The sequence below is a fragment of the Sphingomonas sp. NBWT7 genome, from assembly GCF_014217605.1.
GTDB lineage: Bacteria > Pseudomonadota > Alphaproteobacteria > Sphingomonadales > Sphingomonadaceae > Sphingomonas.
Genome location: NZ_CP043639.1, coordinates 2,313,253 through 2,328,808, shown reverse-complemented (window position 1 = coordinate 2,328,808; position 15,556 = coordinate 2,313,253). Strand labels below are relative to the sequence as shown.

Below are 15,556 nucleotides of genomic sequence, written 5' to 3'. Positions count from 1 at the left end.
ATGCGGTTCAGTACGAACGTCGGCGAACGAACCAAGGGACATCTGCGACAGCTAATGCTCTCGAAACGCCATGCTTTTCGCGCAACAGCGGTCGTTCGTGATTAACCACGAACGCGAGAGTTCGTCGGACTCCGTCTCCGCCAATTAGTCTGAGAACATCTGCTATTCATCGTTCTCTGCAGCTGAAAACGCGCACTTCTGCGCGTTTTTTTGTCGCCATGCAGTACCGCAGAGAACCCACTTCACCCCTGAAACAACAAGAAACGTGAGCCGTTTCTCCGGAGAAAGTGCCGGTGGTACGGTTGTGAAATGCTGCCGTTTTCACTTCCGACGGTCGCGAGCATCTTTCCCGGATTAAAACGCCGGATAACGGGAAAAGCCTTGTTTGGTCGTTTGCGAACGCGCTTCGCGGAGGGTGTCTAACCTCGCTGCTAGCTCCTCGCATTGCGACTTTCCCGGCGGATCTAAACGGGAAAAGCTGCAAAGAAACGGGAAAGCAGTCAGGAATTATTCCCGGCGCTCTTGACCTTACGTGCGGGCGGTTGTTTGTAGCACATGGCTTTCAAGACCCGTGACCTTTCGTGTGACGGGCGAGGCTTTGCCTCCTTGGAATGCAGGTACCCACATTGTTGACGGTAACTGTACAAGGGGGACGTATGTCCAGCAAGGGCAGCCGGCGAAGCCGGCACGTAATGACAGCTACGAGCATGGGAGTCGCGTCCCATGCCGGTTAGGTTCAACAGCGAGGGCAGCCGCAGCACGGCGCCCGAGGCATCAACGGACGTGCCGCTCGAAACGCTCGGCTATGAGGTCGGCAAGAACAAGCCGCCGGTGCACAGCCGCTTCAAACCGGGCGGTCGCGGCGGACCGGGGCGGCCCAAGGGCGCGAAAAATCGCAAGACGCTGCTGCGCGAAGCGCTCGATACGCCGCGGCCGGTGACGCTCGGCGGTCGCAAGTACCGCAAAACGCCGACCGAGATTGGCTATCACCAGCTCGCCACCAAGGTCGCGAGCGGCGATCTCAAAGCGCTGGTGATAGCCGAGGCGCTGCGCGACCGCCTGCTGAACGACGAAGATCGCGCAGCGGTAGTGGTCGAACCGCTGAGCGCGGCCGAACTCGCCATCCTGAGGCGCCGGTCGTGACCGAAGATCCCAACAGCGCCCGCGCAGCGATGCGCGGCCGGGTGTACGAGTACGCCCGCAAGAGCCTCATCGACTATATGGAGCTCATCTTCAGCGAGGCGGTGCCGTCGGGTGAGTTCCTGCCCGCCAACCACACCAAGCTCCTCGCGCGTACGTTCGAGCGAGTTGCCTCGGGCGAGATCAAGCGGCTGCTCGTCGCCATCCCGCCGCGCTTCGGCAAATCGTTCGCGGGCTCCGTGGCACTGCCGACATGGCTTCTTGGCCGTGACCCCTCGCTCAAGATCATCTGCGCCTCCTATGGCGACGAACTGTCGCGCGACTTTGCAGTGCAGAGCCGCAAAATCATGCAATCGCCGCTCTACCGTGCGCTGTTCCCCAAGACGCTGATCGCCGCCGATGGCGGCGCGCTGCATCGGCTCGAGACGACGGCGGGTGGCTATCGCCGTGCGACATCGGTCGATGGTTCGGTCACCGGCAAGGGCGCCGACATTATTATCGTCGATGACCCGCTGAAGGCAAAGGACGCGGTGGTCTCGGAAGCTGCGCGCAACGAGGCGCATGGCTGGATCACCAACACGCTAATGTCGCGGTTCGACAAGCCCGCCGACGGCCGGATGATCGTCATCTCGCAGCGGCTGCACACCGAGGACCTCATCGGCAAGCTGCGCGACGACGGTGGATGGAAGATGCTGTCGGTCCCGGCCGAGGCGCTAAAGCCAATGAGCTTCGACATCGGCGAGAAAGAGCGCTGGCAGCTTCAGCCCGGTGACCTCCTCTACCCCGAGCGGTTCGATCATGCAGCGCTCGAGCAGCTCAAGCTCGACCTCGGCGAGGCGGCCTATGCCGCGCAGATCCTCCAGGACCCCAAGGCGCTCGGCGGCAATATCTTCAAGCTGAAAGACTTCCGCTCCATCCCCGAGGTGAAGCTCCCCTACGATTATTTCGAAGCCAAATATCAGAGCTGGGATACGGCCATCAGCGAGGAAGCGACGGCCGCCTGGTCGGTCTGCACGACCTGGGGCGTCCGCGGGAAGAGCTTCGTGCTGCTCGACGTCTTTCGCGAGCGGCTGAGCTATCCCCAGCTCCTTCAGGCGGTGCGAGCGCAATATGCCAAGCACAAGCCCAAATTGGTCATCATCGAGAAGGCGTCGAGCGGCATCGCGCTTGTTCAGCAGCTAAGGCAGGAAGGCGCTACCTGGCTGGAATGGATCACGCCGAAAAGCTCGAAGATCGAGCGTGCCATGCACCAGGCACCCAAGATCGAAGCTGGACGCGTCTGCTATCTCGCTGACCAGCCGTGGGAGGCTACCTTCTTCAGCGAGATCGCAGCGTTCCCGATGGGCCGCAATGACCAGGTCGATTCGATGACGCAGTTCCTGCACGCGTTCGATGTGGGACGTAACCACCATACCTTTCGCGAACTCAGCTACTGGAAGGAAGAGCGGGAGAAGCAGGGCTATTAGCCCTGCTTCTGCTGTTTAACGCTCACCGCTTGCCCGGCACAGGCTCGCGCTCGCGCGCGGTGTCGGCGAAGCTGTTGCTGGTAGTAGCGAGCAGCGCCGTCCCCCCGCTCGCTGCTTCCCAGCGCCGAACGATGAGGTCGCAATAGCGCGGCTCATATTCGATGACGCGCGCGCGCCGCTTGGTGCGCTCGGCGGCGATGAGCGTGCTCCCGGATCCGCCGAAGGCGTCGATGACGATGTCGCCCGGGTCGGTCACGTCGAGCATTGCGTCGACCAGCAGCTGCACCGGCTTCGAGGTCGGATGCTCTTTCAGGAACGCACGCGCATCGCTGCCCGCGGTACCAGCACCCGGCGCGAACCAGACGTTGGAGCGGTTGCGACCGCGCTTGCCGAGCTGGATTCGGTTCTTGTGCTCGCCGTGCGTCTTGAACATCGCGACGAGCTCGTGCTGCGAGCGGTAGAGGCTGCCGCGGCCGGCATTGGCCTTGACCCAGGTGATGATGTTGAGGAGCTCGAGCCCTGCGCCGCGGCCGGCCCGCAGCAGGAGCTCGATCTGCCGCCAGTCCATGAACGCGAAGACCACCGCACCCTTGACCACCACCGGCTGCGCTGCGGTGATAAAGCCGGTGAGAAAGGCTGCGAACTCATCATCGCTCATCTCGCCCGAGGCAAAGGCGAATTCGGCGTGCTGCGTCGAGACGATGTCGCTGACGGCGATATTGTACGGCGGATCGGTGAGGATGAGCTGGGCTTGCTCCCCCGGCATCAGCATCTCGTAATTCGCCGCTTCACGCGCGTCGCCGCACAGGAGGCGGTGGTCGCCCAGGATCCACAGGTCACCTGCACGAGCGACAGCTGGCCCCTCGGCGATATCGACGGTCTCCTCATCGTCCGCTTTCTCCTCGACCATGATCTGGTCGAGCTCGACCGCATCGAAGCCGAGCAGCTCGATGGGCTGCTCCTCGATCAGCAGCTCTTCGATTTCGAGACGCAGCGCATCCATGTCCCAGCTGCGGCGCTGCCCAAGCCGGTTGAGCGCGAGCCGCAGCGCACGCTCTTCGCTGCGGCTGTGGTTGGCAAGGAGGATACACGGCACCTGCTCGAGCCCGAGCCAGCGCGCGCCCTCGAGCCTCAGCTCACCATCGACGATGGTGCGGCCATCGCGCCCGATGATGATGGGCTGGACGAAGCCGAACGCCGAGAGATGATTACCCATCTCCATCACGTCGCCCGGATCGTATTTGCGCGTGCGACGGGTCGGCGCGATGAGCTCGGTGACCGGACGCATGACGATGACGAGCTCGGGCACGAGGTCGTTGCGGCGTGTCACAATCTCGGCCCGCCGCTCGTGGGTGCCGACCCGCTTCTCACGCGCCGCGCGGGCACGCGACGTGTCGGCGAACGCCTCCTTCAACGTGTCCCCGAGCATGCCTGTCTGCCGCTTGCCGCCGCGCTTTGCCGGCGTCGCATTCTCCAGATCCGTCATCGTCATTCTCCCATAGTGAACACCGACGCCAGCGCAGGTGTTGCCGTGAGAATGACGAACAGCCGGACCACGCACGCGGACAGGCTGCTCGACAACCGAGCAACACCTGCCCTCCTTGGCGTGGTGATCTGATCAACAGACGCCTCCTATCGTGGAGCGTCCGTTTGGGGTGTCAATAGTAGTCAGTTGATTACGCAGGCATCCGCGTCAGGCGAGACATACATCCAGCCAACCTGCTGCTCGGCCGCTTGGGCAGCGCAATAGGCGACATCCTGATCCCGCATTCGCTCACGTGCGTCGCTCGCGACATCGATGACCATCATCACCGGCGTCATCGCATGGCCGCGATGCTCGATCTCCTGGCGGTGAGCGGCGAGCTTGGCGATGTCGCGGTTGATTTCGGCAACTGACAAGCGACCATTGGCGCGTTCCGATGCTTTGACCTCGATGGCCATCAGCATGTTGGCGATGGTCGCTTCCGCGTTACGGCGCTGCCAGTTCCCCGCGACCTCGGGCTTGAAGAGCACGATATCGGGCACCGGCTCGAAGCCACCGCGAAATGCCTCTTTCTTCTTCTGGTCCCACGCCTGGAACAGCGAGGATATTGGCGCATCGATCCACTGTTTGACGTTCATGCCCATTTGCCGGGCGGGAACGCCCGCCTGGCGCAGGCAGTGATAGGCAACCGCCTGATAGTGCAGCTCGCCACCAAGCTGTTCGCGTGTCTCCGCTACGATCTGCGGCCAGGCGCGTACCACCAGTTGCTTTGCTTGCGTCACGTCCATGTCATCCCTCCTGTCGACGATGAGTCTCAGGAGGCGACACATGCTCTGCTTCGGCTGACAGTCAACTCGAATGTCACCGATCGTCTGTAGATCGATGAGATACAGGGGCGTCTTTGGCGGGTTGTGGAAATCCGCAGCCGCCTTGCCCTCAACGTCCGCCGCCTGCGCGAGGCCAAGGGCTGGAGCCAGGAGGATTACGCCGACCGTGCCGGCATCCATCGCACCTATGTCAGCGACATCGAACGGGCAAAGCGCAACCCGACGATAACGGTGGTCGAGAAGCTCGCTGTTCCACTCGAGGTTACTGCCAGCGAGCTTCTCGCCTGACACTGAAAGCTGCGGGTCGACTTCAGCGCTGATCTCGGCATCGTGTCACTATGGACACCAACGACGAGGATCTGGTCGAACTGCTGCTGGCGCGGGTCGGAGCGCTGCTCGAGGACGCGAGCGCTGTCGCGGTACTGCAGGAGCAAGCCTCTGTTTCGCAGCGCGTGACTAGCGTTGCCGCCGCGATTGATCAGGCGCGGCTGTTAGCGGAGGCCGCCGCAACGTTATCGCAGCCTGGCGTCACATAGCTGCTTCCGGTTCAGCTTTGCCGGGCTACTGGCCCGGCATGCTGATCCGCTCACTTCTAACTGTTGCCGCTATCTTTGCCGCAACCCCCGCGCTCGCCTGGGGCCCAAACGGCCACCGCATCACCGGCGCCATCGCCGACGAGAACCTCAGTGGCCTTGCACGGGCGAATATTGCGCTGCTCATCGGCAATGAGACACTTGCCGAAGCCTCGACCTACCCCGACGAGCATAAGTCGAACCCGGACCCGTTCTGGCAGAAGGCAGCCAGCCCGTGGCATTACGTTACCGTCGCCTCGGGCACTGCGTATAAGCCGAGCATGGCGCCGCCGGAGGGTGACGCGATAACCGCGCTCACGAAGTTTACCGCGACACTTCGGGATCCCAAGGCACCTATCGAGGACCGGCGAATTGCCTTGCGGTTCATTGTCCACATCAACGGTGACCTGCGCCAACCGCTTCACGTCGGCCGCAGAAACGACCGGGGTGGCAATGAGACGCCAGTCTCGTTCTTCAACCGTCCCACCAATTTACACGCGCTGTGGGATTCAGGGCTGATTGACAACGAGAAGCTATCGTACAGCGAATACGCCCGCTTTCTCTCGCGTACGATAACGCCTCACGACATCGTTGCGTGGAGCGCCGTACGTCCGACCACCTGAATGACCGAGAGCATCGAATTTCGCGAGACAATCTACCCCGCAGACCTAAAGCTGAGCTGGGGATACGGTTATCAGTATCATGACGCGCTCGAAGGGCGCCTAAAACGGGCGGGCATCCGTATTTCGGCTTATCTGAATTAGGTCTTTGCTAGGTAAATGAATAATATTTCGTATTTGTGGCGGCGTCTAGCTGTAGGCTACCGCTATTCACTCAAGTCGGTAGAATCGCGGATCGACGGAACATAGATCGCTCGTTACTGCCGCTAGACCAACTTGCCCGCAAAAAAATGGTACGGAGAAGCGAACCAACATTCTTGTTCATATCGCTTTGCTGCGCTTCTCTCCTGTGACTTACATCCTGGCTGATTGCGTCTATCGCGGCCAACAAATGATGCGAGCCATCGAACCTTCTGAGTCATCGGCCATCGAAATTGCTCAGCGATCGCCGGCGTCACAGACTTCGTCCTTCTGCCCATAAGATGGGGCATCGAACGATTTCTTCGCCTGAACCACCCGATGCAGGTGACTGGTACGCGACTTAGAGGCAACCATCGACAGCGCTACCGCATGGTTACTCATCGCCATGCGTACCCTCTCCAGGCGTCCCGCCAGAATAGCGATCTATGAAATGAACTCTGGGAGCGAATATAGGCTGCATCGCAGCATTTTTGCTCTATGAGGGTCCCCTGGCATTGAACGCGCCCCTGGTAGACTGGCGGCGTGCTTTCGGGGGGAAGTTTAATCGTGCGGAAAGTAGCGCTTATTACCGGCGTCACCGGTCAGGATGGATCGTACCTCGCGGAGTTCCTGCTCGAGAAAGGATATGAAGTGCATGGCATCAAGCGCCGTGCCTCGCTGTTCAACACGCAGCGCATCGACCACATCTACCAAGACCCGCATTCTGATCAGCCGAAGCTTAAGCTGCACTATGGAGATCTCTCAGACACATCGAACCTTACGCGTATCATCCAAGAGGTTCAGCCAGATGAGGTTTATAACCTCGGCGCTCAGAGCCACGTGGCTGTAAGCTTTGAGTCTCCTGAATATACGGCCGATGTCGACGGCATCGGTACGCTCCGATTGTTGGAAGCAATTCGATTCCTCGGGCTCGAGAAGAAGACTAGGTTCTATCAGGCGTCTACATCCGAGCTCTACGGGCTTGTTCAAGAGACGCCGCAGAAAGAAACGACTCCCTTCTATCCTCGCAGCCCGTACGCGGTTGCAAAACTTTATGGCTACTGGATTACGGTGAATTATCGTGAATCATACGGTATGTATGCGTGCAACGGAATATTGTTCAACCACGAGAGTCCGCGTCGTGGCGAAACCTTCGTGACTCGCAAGATCACTCGTGGACTGGCTAATATCGCCCAGGGTCTCGAATCGTGCTTGTTCATGGGCAATATCGATAGTTTGCGCGACTGGGGGCACGCGAAAGACTATGTCCGTATGCAATGGATGATGCTTCAGCAGGATCAAGCCGAAGACTTTGTCATTGCCACCGGTGTACAATATTCCGTACGGGAGTTCATCACCTGGTCCGCGAAGAACCTTGGCGTGGCTTTGCGCTTTGAAGGTAGTGGTGTGGAAGAGGTCGGGGTCGTCGTGAGTGTCGAAGGTGACGATGCACCTTCGGTACATGTCGGCGACGTGATCGTGCGGATCGACCCGCGTTACTTCCGTCCCGCAGAGGTTGATACCCTGCTTGGCGATCCCATTCGCGCCAAGGAAAGGCTTGGCTGGATGCCGGAGATCAGTGTGCAGGATATGTGCAAGGAGATGGTGCTCGAAGATTTGAAGACGGCAAAGCGTTACGCCCTCCTCAAGCTGCACGGCTACGAGCTGCCGGTATCAGTTGAGAATTGAAAGTCATGGTCGTGCGGATCTCCGTCGCAGGGCAACTTGAGATGGTTTGGCGGAGCGATAGGGGGTGATATTACTAAGCGTGGCGTTGATGTCGTCTGAGCTGCGTCCGGTGATTGGTGGTGCATCATCCACAGCTAAGTGGAAGGAGACATGATGGGGAGGTTCTACATGGGATCGCCCGAACGGCAGAGGTCGTCCGTCGAACAATATGGCATAACGGCGAAATCCTGAGGGCGTTGGCCAACCGCGAGGGCGTCAACCTTGAAACGGGCGTCAAGTGGAAGAAACGCACCTCATGCGCCGATCTGCCCTCGGGGTCCGGACGACCCAAGATCAACCTCGCTGTCGGTCGAGGAGGAAGCGGCGGTGGTTGCGTTCCGGCGACACACGCTGCTACCACTGGACGACTGTCTCTCTGCGCTCTAGGTAGCGATCCCGCACCTGACGCGCTCGTCTCTGCATTGTTTTTCCAGCGCAGCGGCATCAGTAGGTTGCCCAACGTTGAGGGCGATAAACTAACGAAGCGCAAGTTCAAGCCCTTATCGATAGGCTACTTCTATATCGAGATCGGTAAGGTTAGGACCGCCGAGGGGAGGCTTTGACTTGATGTCGGCATCGATCGCACGAGCACGGTCGTATTCGTGCAACTCGTAAAGTCCGCCAATCGGGTGAAAGCGTCAGCCTTCCTCGAAGCGTTAATCGGGGCGGTGCCCTACAAAATTCACACCGTGCCGACCGATAGCGGCATCCAGCTCACCTTCCCGCCCGCTACGCCGATGGCCGTACCGCCCGTTACGTAACGCGCATGTTCGACCTGCTTTGCGAGGAAAACGACATCGAGCACTGCCGCACCAAGATCAAACATCCTTGGACTAACGGGCAGGTCGAACGCATGAACCGACCATCAAGGAAGCCACCGTGAAGCGCTACCATCAGAACACGCACCGGCAGCTCGAGATGTATCTTACCAACTTCATCGGTGCCTAAGACTACGCCCGTCGGCTCAACGCGCCACGGGGCCTCATACCATACGAGCTCACCTGCAAAGCATGGGCTGCACTGTCTCAACTGTTTACCGCCAACCGACACTGCCAATCGCGGGGACCAAACAACTAGAACGCTCGACAGTAAACATATGAATTTTGTTTCGTCGTTATACGATAGCTATTAGGAGTGTTGCACATATGCCATGAATTATACTTGGCAAAACAATGTATATATAATATTTATCAAGTATCTAATTAAATACTTTGATTTCAATTGGAGATACAAAATGTTGCATGTTTATTGATAAGGTAAATAGGCTCACTGAATGTCCTGCTATATCCACTTTGTAGGATGCTTTGAAACTATTTGATCTTTGTCCCATCTAAGCAATTTAAGTCTCATCCGACTGGTTTGACCATAAGGTGCTTCCGTGCCCGTTGATGTGCTAGCCGGATCAGGATACAGGCGAAAGTGCGTTTGCGGCATACCGCGACTTCGGCAGGAAGCGGTTGCGATCGCGGGGAATCATGATGGGCATTGAGGCCGAAGCTACTGACACGCGATACGAAACTAATCACCGAATTGCCTTTCTGGTCATCGCGCACCAGGACCCCGCCCACGTCCAGCGGCTGGTCGAGCGCCTGCAGCCGCATCGCGTCTTTATCCACTTGGATGCCAAGGTGCCGCTCGACGATAGGTGGAAGTCGATCCAGGCGACCTTCGTCGAGCCCCGGTTTCCGGTCTACTGGGCCGGGTACACTCAGATCGAAGCGACTTTGTCCCTGATGCGAGCGGCCCTCGCGAGCGGTGAGATCTATCGCAAGCTCGTCCTGCTGTCGGGCTCGTGCTACCCGATCAGGCCAATTGCCGAGCTCGAGCGGTTGTTCGCCGCGGATAGCGGGCAGAACTACATCACCTATATCGACGTGCGCCAGTCGGATCATCACCAGACGCTTGTCTCGCATCGCTATTGCCGCGACGCGATCCTGCCCTGGCGCCTGACGAGCCGGTTCAAGCCGGCGCTTCTCGCCGAAAAGGTCCTGCGCAAAGTCCACGAGCTGACAATCGGACAGCTGCCCTTCCGCTGGACACTGCCGCAGACGCCTTACCATGGCAGCCAGTGGTGGGCGCTTGCGCCGGAGGCGGCGACCTATGCCGTGCGTGCCATCGATGGCGATCCCGCGCTAGTCGCCAAGTATCGCGCAAGCTTCGCTGCGGACGAGCAGATCTTCCAGACCGTGATCGGCAATTCGCCTTTTGCAGCGTCGGCGACGGGCGAGATCCCCTTCACTGGCCGGGGAACGTGGAAAACCGCGAACTTGCACCTGATCCACCAATCGCTGAGCAAGTGGTACACGATCGACGATCTCGACGAAGTGCTGGCGTCTGGCCGGTTCTTCGTGCGCAAGGTCAACAGCGCGCATTCGACGGCGTTGCTCGATGCGCTCGATCAGCATGCATCCAGTAGCGACCGCGTCGTTCGCGAACATGTAACGGAACAATCAGCCGACTAGTCCAGCCGGCAGGCCGCACATTCAGCCGGTACCACGATCAGCTTTCACCATCCTGCCGAGGTTAATTTTCCCATGAACTCCCAGAAAACAGCCGTGGTGTTGACCTCCATTGCACCTCCGAACGCAGTCATGCGCGCAATCGCCAGCGACTGCATGGAAAGCGGCACCAGCTTCTACGTGATTGGCGATACTAAGAGCCCGGACACGTTCGAACTGGACGGGTGCAAGTTCCTGTCCGTGAGCGATCAGCTTGCCCTCGGCCTGCGCCTTCCTGCGCTCTGCCCGACGCGCCATTATGCACGCAAGAATATCGGTTACCTGGAGGCGATCCGCGATGGTGCCGAACTGATCCTCGAAACCGACGACGACAATCATCCGTCGCCCGAATTCTATCGGCCGTTGCCGGTCGAAGCGGAGATCGCTGCAGTCGATGAAGGCGGCTGGGTGAACGTCTATCGCTACTTCGACGATCGCCTGATCTGGCCGCGGGGTCTCCCGCTCGACGCGATCCACGACGCACTTCCTGAGCGCTCGGCCCCGCGCGGCGTGCGTATCCCGATCCAGCAAGGCTTGGCGGACGCAAACCCTGACGTGGACGCAATCTACCGGCTGGTCCTGCCGCTGCCGTTCGACTTTGCGCGGCGCGAGCGTGTTGCTTTGGGCAAGGGTTCCTGGTGTCCGTTCAACAGCCAGAATACCGCCTTCTATCGTGAAGCGTTCCCACTGCTGTACCTGCCGGCCTATTGCAGCTTCCGAATGACCGACATTTGGCGGAGCTTCGTCGCGCAGCGGATCGCCTGGGCCAATGGATGGAGCATCCTCTTCCGCGAGGCGACGGTGGTGCAGGATCGCAACGATCACAGCCTGATGAAGGACTTCGCGGACGAGGTTTCCGGCTATAACGGCAACCGCGCGATCGCCGCGCGTCTCGGGGCGCTCGATCTGGCCCCTGGCGAAGATGCCATACCGGCCAACTTGCGGACCTGCTACGGCGCCTTGGTCGAAGAAGGCCATGTCGGCGCCGACGAGCTGCCCCTGCTCGACGCTTGGCTGGCGGATCTCGAGACCTTGTAATGGACACAACGCCAAGCTCACTCACCGCTGTGTTCCTGTTCAATCACCGTTTCGAGAAGAACATCGACAAGCTGGAACGCATCTACAAGGATCGATTTTCCACACGCAAGTACATCATGCCGTTCGCCTCGCGGAACGACAATCAAGTTACCCGGGTGTACGAGACTAGTTGGAACTTTAGTGGGCACATCGCGCAGGCTGGACCGAGCATCACGGTTCCGGGCACGACCCATTACGTCGTCATCGCCGACGATCTGATCCTCAACCCGCAATTGAACGAGCATAACCTCTTAGACAAACTCGGACTGGCGGCGGATGCGGCGTACATCAAGTCGCTCGCCTCCGTCGACACCTTGCGCTACAAATGGTGGCGTGCTTTCGGCGAGACGTTGAACCTCGACAGCCGGGCTTCGGGCTTCGATTTTCGTCAGGAGCTGCCATCCGCCGAGGAGGCTCAGTCGCGGTTCGAAAAGCTCGGCGTGGACTTCCGTCTGCCGCGACCCAAGGGCATTCGCGACTGGCGCAACGCGCTCTGGGTTTTTCCGGGCGCTTTCGGATGGAGCGCGATGCTCCGCTATCGTCGGCATCGGACATCCTATCCGCTGATCTTTGGCTACGCTGACTTCTTCATCGTCCCGGCCGCGGCCTGGGAGCGCTTTCTCCATTATTGCGGCGTCTTCGCCGCATTGAACTGCTTTGCGGAAGTCGCCGTTCCGACCGCGCTTTCTCTTGCAGCCGACAAAGTCGTGACCGAACTTCCGATCAACGAACATTTTATCCGATCTAGGCCCCGTCAGCCTGGGCCGTCCCTCCAGGGACGCGAACTCTGGGGCGCGACGGCAATCAACGGCTTTGTTCAGCCGTTCGATCGCAGCCTCGACAGGTTGCTGCACGATTTCCCCAAGGAGCTGCTTTATGTCCACCCCGTCAAGCTCAGCCAGTTCAACTAGCGGCATGTGGACGTACGACCTTTCCGGCAAGCGCGTCTACGTCGCGGGCCATCGCGGCATGGTGGGGTCCGCCCTTGTGCGGCGGCTCGAGTCGGAGGACTGCAAGGTGCTGACCGCCTCGCGCGACGAGCTCGACCTGAAGGATCAGGCGGCGGTCCGCGCCTGGTACGCGCGGGAGAAGCCGGACGTAGTGTTCCTGGCCGCGGCGAAGGTGGGTGGCATCCTCGCCAACGACACCTATCCGGCCGACTTCCTCTACGACAACCTCATGATTGAGGCGAACATCATCGAGGCGTCACACCGCTTCGATGTCGAGAAGCTGATGTTCCTCGGCTCCTCCTGCATCTATCCAAAGTTCGCCCCGCAGCCGATCACGGAGGATTCGCTGCTGACCGGGCCGCTCGAGCCGACCAACGAATGGTACGCGATCGCGAAGATCGCTGGCATCAAGCTCGCCCAGGCGTATCGCCGGCAGCACGGCCGCGACTACATCTCTGCGATGCCGACGAACCTTTATGGGCCGGGCGACAATTTTGACCTGAAGGGCAGCCATGTGCTGCCAGCGCTGATCCGCAAGGCCCATGAGGCGAAGCTCCGCGGCGAACGCAACCTGGAGATCTGGGGCACGGGCACTCCCATGCGCGAGTTTCTCCATGTCGACGACCTGGCCGATGCGTGCGTGTTCCTGATGAAGGTCTATTCCGAGGATGAGCATGTTAATATCGGCTATGGCGAAGACGTTACCATCCGGGAGGTCGCGGGGATGGTGATGGAGGCGGTCGGTCTGGACGGCGAAGTGCGGTGTGACACGACCAAGCCGGACGGCACGCCGCGCAAGCTGATGGACGCGAGCAAGCTGCGCGCGCTTGGCTGGTCGCCGAAGATTGACCTGCACGAGGGCATCGCCGGGGCCTATCGCTTCTTCCTCGAGTTGGGCGAGGAAGCGCGCGGCGTGGCAGTCGCATGAGGGCTGGCAGGTGAGAAGCGGCAACGAGGCTATGAGGGGCGCGCCGGAAAGCGCCACCGCGGCGATCGCGCGCCGCGTCCTGATCCTATCCTGCGTCGATGGGTTGGGGCCGACCGGGGTCGATACCCACATCCGCGCCGCGGTTCGGATCCTCGAGGAAGCGGGACGTGAGGTGGAGATCGTCCATCCTCACGGCGTACGAACGCCGGAGCTGCTGCTGATCAAGGTGGCGCAGCGCATCGCCGGCAAGCTTGCGACGAAGGAGACTCGGACGCGACTCGCTCGCCTCGCTTATGCGCGGGCGCTGCGGGTAAAGCTGCGGCGCAGGCTGAGGGCCGCAAGCGGGCGCCCCGTGACGATCTACGCGCAGGACTCGATCAGCAGCGCGACAGCCGGGCAGCAGCGGCAGGGTGCCGCGACCCGCGTCGTGACGGTCGTGCACTTCAACCGCTCTGAGGCGGAGGAACTAGCGGTCAAGGGGCTGACCCAGGTGGGCGGGCCGCTCTACCGCTCGGCGCAGGCCTGGGAGCGGCGCTCGATGGTGGCAGCCGACCGCATCCTGTTCGTATCGGACTTCATGCGGCACGAGGTGCTTGGCCGCTACGGGCCGGACGTCGCCGCCCGGTCGAGCATGCTCGGCCTGTGGCCCGAGGACGAGATCGCACCCTCGTCACGAGAAGAGGCACAGCGCGACCTGATCGCCATCGGCACGCTCGAGCCGCGCAAGAACCAGCGTTTCCTGCTGGAGGTGCTCAGCGCCTGCGTCGAGCACGGCTATCGCTATACGTTGACCCTGATCGGCGATGGCCCTGACCGCGCCGCGCTGGAAGCGGAAGCCGAGACGCTCGGCATAGCGGACCTGATCGACTTTCGCGGCCGCGTGAACGGTGCACAGGACGAGATCGGCCGTCACCGCGCGTTGATCCACGCTGCCTTGCTCGAAAATATGCCGTTGACTCTGATCGAAACGCTGGCGCACGGGCGGCCGGTCTTTTGCTTCGCCTTGGGCGGTATGCCGGAGATCGTTCGCGACGGGGTGGAGGGCATGTTCCTAAGTCCGGATGATGCCGCGGCTTCCGCCGACAAGGTTATCGCCCTGCTGGAGAACCGGGAGCTGTTGACAGGGATGGAACGTGCGGCGCGCACGCGCTTCGAGGCTCATTTTTCAAAAGCGGTTGCCGCCGCCGTATTGCTGTCTGAACTGGACGGACCAAGATCAACCGGAATGACCATCAGCGACATTAAATTAGTCTGACTAGCAGGGCTCGGCTATGCGATCTCCAAGCAGCTTTGGGGGCACATGGACGCTGGAGCAGACGCAACGACGAAGGTGCGGATCGCAGCGACTCCCTCGGACTATTTCAATCCGGCCAAATGTATTTAGGCGTCGCTGGTCCTCGTCACGCACGTCAACAATCGCGCCCTGGTCCCCCCACGCAAATAGGCGTCCGGCGCTCATCTGGTGCAACTTGGCTGAACACTGATCACCGGCTTCGCTCACCATGCCGTGATCATCTTCCCCGCGCTGAGCGGATTCCTGGTTGGGGATCAGGTACTGACGCAGACGGAAGCGCGGCGCTTTGACGTTCGCGCCTATCTGATCGCTCGCGTTTCGCCAATCCACACGGTAATAATCTCGGTGTTGCTGATGACCTGGTGCTCGACGCGTGGGGCCATTGGTTCAGCCTCGTGTCCTATGAGAATACCCGGGTAGCAGAATCTTAGGTAGCATCCTGCTTCTCCAGGACTTCCTGCCGCAACCGGTGGGTTTGAACTGGCCGCTGGGGACGCTCGCGAACGAGTTCTGGTATTGGCTGACCTTCTCGCTTCTGATGATGGGCTTTGCCTCCGCGCGGTGATCCTTGCTGTTCCTCGGCATCGCGTTGCTGGCCATTACCGGCTATTGGTTGGCGTCTGCCGTCACGTTCCTGGTACTGCTGGTGTCGTTCAGCCAGACGCTGCGAGCTGATTGATATACCCCCGTGCGGATGGCCGTGACCGACCTGATCGTGGCTTCGAACTTTGCGGTACGCCTTTATTTGTTTCGCTCGACCTCGCTCAAGGGCGCTTGACTGCCAGCCAACCTG

The 15,556-nt window shown here is 60.4% G+C and carries 14 protein-coding genes and 1 pseudogene; 12 read left to right on the top strand and 3 right to left on the bottom strand.

What is annotated here, in order from left to right; all coding sequences use genetic code 11:
- Window positions 1-723 precede the first annotated feature (723 nt).
- Both F1C10_RS11355 and terL read left to right on the top strand, forming a co-directional pair.
- Window positions 724-1,143, top strand: coding sequence for a DUF5681 domain-containing protein (locus F1C10_RS11355; protein WP_185206276.1), 420 nt, complete (start codon window positions 724-726; stop codon window positions 1,141-1,143).
- Entirely contained in the window at window positions 1,140-2,606 is a 1,467-nt protein-coding gene (terL, locus tag F1C10_RS11350) for a phage terminase large subunit (RefSeq protein ID WP_185206274.1), read from the top strand. Before F1C10_RS11355 ends, terL begins: the two co-directional genes overlap by 4 nt.
- 22 nt (window positions 2,607-2,628) lie before the next feature.
- On the opposite strand, the gene F1C10_RS11345 is transcribed toward terL, so the two are convergent.
- Window positions 2,629-4,092: a DNA modification methylase gene (locus F1C10_RS11345; RefSeq protein ID WP_185206272.1), complete on the bottom strand. Its 1,464-nt coding sequence runs from the start codon at window positions 4,090-4,092 to the stop codon at window positions 2,629-2,631.
- A 182-nt stretch (window positions 4,093-4,274) separates the two neighbouring features.
- A complete protein-coding gene (locus F1C10_RS11340; protein WP_185206270.1) occupies window positions 4,275-4,877 on the bottom strand; it encodes a hypothetical protein in 603 nt (200 codons plus the stop codon).
- 123 nt (window positions 4,878-5,000) lie between these two features.
- On the opposite strand from F1C10_RS11340, the gene F1C10_RS11335 reads away from it, so the two are divergent.
- Genes F1C10_RS11335 through F1C10_RS11325 form a run of 3 tightly spaced genes read left to right on the top strand, consistent with a single transcriptional unit; the run spans window position 5,001 to window position 6,111 of the window.
- Window positions 5,001-5,204 (top strand): helix-turn-helix domain-containing protein, encoded by a 204-nt coding sequence (locus F1C10_RS11335; protein ID WP_185206268.1) that lies wholly within the window; start codon window positions 5,001-5,003, stop codon window positions 5,202-5,204.
- 50 nt (window positions 5,205-5,254) lie between these two features.
- The gene (locus tag F1C10_RS11330; RefSeq protein ID WP_185206266.1) at window positions 5,255-5,452 is read left to right on the top strand and encodes a hypothetical protein; all 198 of its coding nucleotides are present in this window, start codon (window positions 5,255-5,257) and stop codon (window positions 5,450-5,452) included.
- A gap of 38 nt (window positions 5,453-5,490) precedes the next feature.
- Complete coding sequence (locus F1C10_RS11325; protein WP_258042874.1) at window positions 5,491-6,111, top strand: S1/P1 nuclease; 621 nt, start codon at window positions 5,491-5,493, stop codon at window positions 6,109-6,111.
- Window positions 6,112-6,546: 435 nt separating this feature from the next.
- Here the strand turns inward: F1C10_RS11325 and F1C10_RS11320 are convergent, their stop codons facing one another.
- The gene (locus F1C10_RS11320; protein ID WP_185206264.1) at window positions 6,547-6,696 is read right to left on the bottom strand and encodes a hypothetical protein; all 150 of its coding nucleotides are present in this window, start codon (window positions 6,694-6,696) and stop codon (window positions 6,547-6,549) included.
- Between the two features lie 159 nt (window positions 6,697-6,855).
- On the opposite strand from F1C10_RS11320, the gene gmd reads away from it, so the two are divergent.
- From gmd to F1C10_RS11285, 7 genes and pseudogenes are all read left to right on the top strand, one after another.
- Window positions 6,856-7,977 carry a GDP-mannose 4,6-dehydratase gene (gmd, locus tag F1C10_RS11315; protein WP_185206263.1) on the top strand — a complete coding sequence of 374 codons (1,122 nt, stop codon included), beginning with the start codon at window positions 6,856-6,858 and terminating at the stop codon, window positions 7,975-7,977.
- Between the two features lie 119 nt (window positions 7,978-8,096).
- Window positions 8,097-9,093: pseudogene (locus tag F1C10_RS11310) on the top strand (IS481 family transposase).
- Window positions 9,094-9,494: 401 nt separating this feature from the next.
- Window positions 9,495-10,478 carry a beta-1,6-N-acetylglucosaminyltransferase gene (locus F1C10_RS11305; RefSeq protein WP_219729745.1) on the top strand — a complete coding sequence of 328 codons (984 nt, stop codon included), beginning with the start codon at window positions 9,495-9,497 and terminating at the stop codon, window positions 10,476-10,478.
- A 72-nt stretch (window positions 10,479-10,550) separates the two neighbouring features.
- Complete coding sequence (locus F1C10_RS11300) at window positions 10,551-11,552, top strand: STELLO glycosyltransferase family protein (protein WP_185206259.1); 1,002 nt, start codon at window positions 10,551-10,553, stop codon at window positions 11,550-11,552.
- Window positions 11,552-12,502 (top strand): hypothetical protein, encoded by a 951-nt coding sequence (locus tag F1C10_RS11295; RefSeq protein WP_185206258.1) that lies wholly within the window; start codon window positions 11,552-11,554, stop codon window positions 12,500-12,502. The genes F1C10_RS11300 and F1C10_RS11295 overlap by 1 nt, the downstream gene beginning before the upstream one ends.
- A gap of 4 nt (window positions 12,503-12,506) precedes the next feature.
- On the top strand, window positions 12,507-13,469 hold the full coding sequence (locus F1C10_RS11290; protein ID WP_185206256.1) for a GDP-L-fucose synthase: 963 nt from the start codon (window positions 12,507-12,509) through the stop codon (window positions 13,467-13,469).
- A gap of 31 nt (window positions 13,470-13,500) precedes the next feature.
- Entirely contained in the window at window positions 13,501-14,724 is a 1,224-nt protein-coding gene (locus F1C10_RS11285; protein ID WP_185206254.1) for a glycosyltransferase family 4 protein, read from the top strand.
- The last annotated feature ends 832 nt before the right edge of the window (window positions 14,725-15,556 follow it).

Coding starts and splice junctions, on each gene's coding strand:
- F1C10_RS11355 (WP_185206276.1), top strand. CDS start 724: ATGCCGGTTAGGTTCAACAGCGAGGGCAGCCGCAGCACGGCGCCCGAG.
- F1C10_RS11345 (WP_185206272.1), bottom strand. CDS start 4,092: ATGACGGATCTGGAGAATGCGACGCCGGCAAAGCGCGGCGGCAAGCGG.
- F1C10_RS11340 (WP_185206270.1), bottom strand. CDS start 4,877: ATGGACGTGACGCAAGCAAAGCAACTGGTGGTACGCGCCTGGCCGCAG.
- F1C10_RS11330 (WP_185206266.1), top strand. CDS start 5,255: ATGGACACCAACGACGAGGATCTGGTCGAACTGCTGCTGGCGCGGGTC.
- F1C10_RS11325 (WP_258042874.1), top strand. CDS start 5,491: ATGCTGATCCGCTCACTTCTAACTGTTGCCGCTATCTTTGCCGCAACC.
- F1C10_RS11320 (WP_185206264.1), bottom strand. CDS start 6,696: ATGGCGATGAGTAACCATGCGGTAGCGCTGTCGATGGTTGCCTCTAAG.
- F1C10_RS11305 (WP_219729745.1), top strand. CDS start 9,495: ATGGGCATTGAGGCCGAAGCTACTGACACGCGATACGAAACTAATCAC.
- F1C10_RS11300 (WP_185206259.1), top strand. CDS start 10,551: ATGAACTCCCAGAAAACAGCCGTGGTGTTGACCTCCATTGCACCTCCG.
- F1C10_RS11295 (WP_185206258.1), top strand. CDS start 11,552: ATGGACACAACGCCAAGCTCACTCACCGCTGTGTTCCTGTTCAATCAC.
- F1C10_RS11290 (WP_185206256.1), top strand. CDS start 12,507: ATGTGGACGTACGACCTTTCCGGCAAGCGCGTCTACGTCGCGGGCCAT.
- F1C10_RS11285 (WP_185206254.1), top strand. CDS start 13,501: ATGAGGGGCGCGCCGGAAAGCGCCACCGCGGCGATCGCGCGCCGCGTC.